The organism is Bacillus sp. JJ1127 (assembly GCF_036965845.1).
Taxonomy (GTDB): domain Bacteria; phylum Bacillota; class Bacilli; order Bacillales; family Bacillaceae_G; genus Bacillus_A.
Window position 1 is genome coordinate 1 of the sequence record NZ_JBALQK010000028.1, and the last position, 1,817, is coordinate 1,817.

The 1,817-nt window shown below is 37.4% G+C and carries 1 protein-coding gene; it reads left to right on the forward strand.

The window, feature by feature from the left end:
- The first annotated feature begins 128 nt into the window (after window positions 1–128).
- Entirely contained in the window at window positions 129–1,796 is a 1,668-nt protein-coding gene (locus tag V7183_RS03765) for an IS1182 family transposase (protein WP_335358722.1), read from the forward strand.
- The last annotated feature ends 21 nt before the right edge of the window (window positions 1,797–1,817 follow it).

Sequence of the window (1,817 nt, forward strand, 5' to 3'; positions counted from 1 at the left end):
AAGGGGCTGTCCCATAAGTCAGTGTAACTGACTTATGGGCAGCCCTTTCTTTTTGAGTATACAAAAAAATCGCCCATCCATTATAATTGTAAGTAACCACACAAACAAAAATAGGAGGCGATTTTTTTATGAGTAACCATTCAGCTACTTTCATTCATTATAACATGGGTCAATTAATTCTACCAATGGATTATGGCGATTTAATCCCAGAAGATCATGTGGTAAGAGTCATCCATGAGATGGTAGAACAAGTCAGTGATGATTTATTCTTTTCTCGTTATCAAGGTGGTGGTCGTAGTTCGTACCATCCAAAAATGATGTCAAAAGTCATTCTCTATGCCTATACACAAAAAATCTATTCTTGTCGTGATATTGCCAAATCATTACGAGAACACCTACCGATGATGTGGCTATCTGGGCAACAAATGCCCGACTTTCGAACAATTAATCGCTTTCGTTCAGAACGAATGAAGGACATGATTGAACCTCTTTTCTCAGAATTAATTCAACTATTATTGAAACAAAACTACATATCTATGGAGAACTACTTTTTAGATGGAACGAAAATTGAAGCGAATGCCAATAAGTATTCTTTCGTATGGAAAAAGTCAACAGACAGTTATCAAGAAAAACTTCAACATAATATCCAGCGTACATTCCAACAAATCAAAGAAGCGATTGAACTTGATGAACAATTACTAGCGGATTCAGAAAAAACGATCAAAAAAGTCACGCCTGAACAATTAGCACAAGTGGTGAAACAAGTAGAAAAGCAAGTGAACCAAGCGAAAACGGAAGTTGAACAGGAACAAAATAAAGAAGCAAAAAAAGAGAAAAAGAAAGTATATCAAGAAAAACGGAAAATCCATAAAAAATTGAAAGAAGACTACTTATCTCGCCTTCAAAAATACGAATCTCATCAAGAAACATTTGGTGAACGCAACAGCTTCTCGAAAACAGATCAAGATGCCACGTTTATGCGAATGAAAGAAGATCATATGAAGAATGGTCAATTGAAAGCTGGATATAATGTACAAGTAGGAACGGAAAATCAGTTTATTATCGGATATTCTCTTCATCAAAATCCAACAGATACTCGTTGTTTCACATCACATTTGGAGAGATTGGCACAAACGAATTTGCCTTTCCCGACGCGAATTGTCGCTGATGCGGGGTATGGAAGTGAAACAAATTATTTGTATGCGGAGGATCAAGAATTCAAAGTATTGATTCCCCCACCTATGATGAGAAAAGAAGAATCCAGTTCGTATAAAAAAGATATTCGCCACGCAAGTAACTGGGAATACAAGGAACACGACGACTATTATATTTGTCCAAATAACCGAAAAGTTACATTTGAACACTATTCACAACGTACAGATTCCTACGGTTACACAAGAGATTTTAAAATATATGAATGTAAAGATTGTTCGGGTTGTCCATTCAAAAAGAAATGTACAAAAGCGAAGGGGAACCGCCAAGTACACTACAACCCAGTGTATGAAGAATTAAAAGCGAAAGCAAAACAAAGCCTTTGGTCTGATGAAGGAGCACAAATCTACGCCCAGCGAAAAACGGAAGTGGAAAGTGTGTTCGGTCATATCAAGGGCAATCGGTCGTTCCGTCGATTCTCATTAAGGGGATTGGTAAAGGTAACGATTGAGTTTGGCCTGATTGCCCTAGCTCATAATTTCCTCAAACAAGCGGGAAAGAACCGCTCGTTTGAGGAAGAAAGACTAAAAAACAACAAAACCCATGGAGAAAATAAATTTTCTCCATGGGTTTTAGTCATTTAAAGGAGCCTTTGGGACAGCTCC

Coding starts and splice junctions, on each gene's coding strand:
- V7183_RS03765 (WP_335358722.1), top strand. CDS start 129: ATGAGTAACCATTCAGCTACTTTCATTCATTATAACATGGGTCAATTA.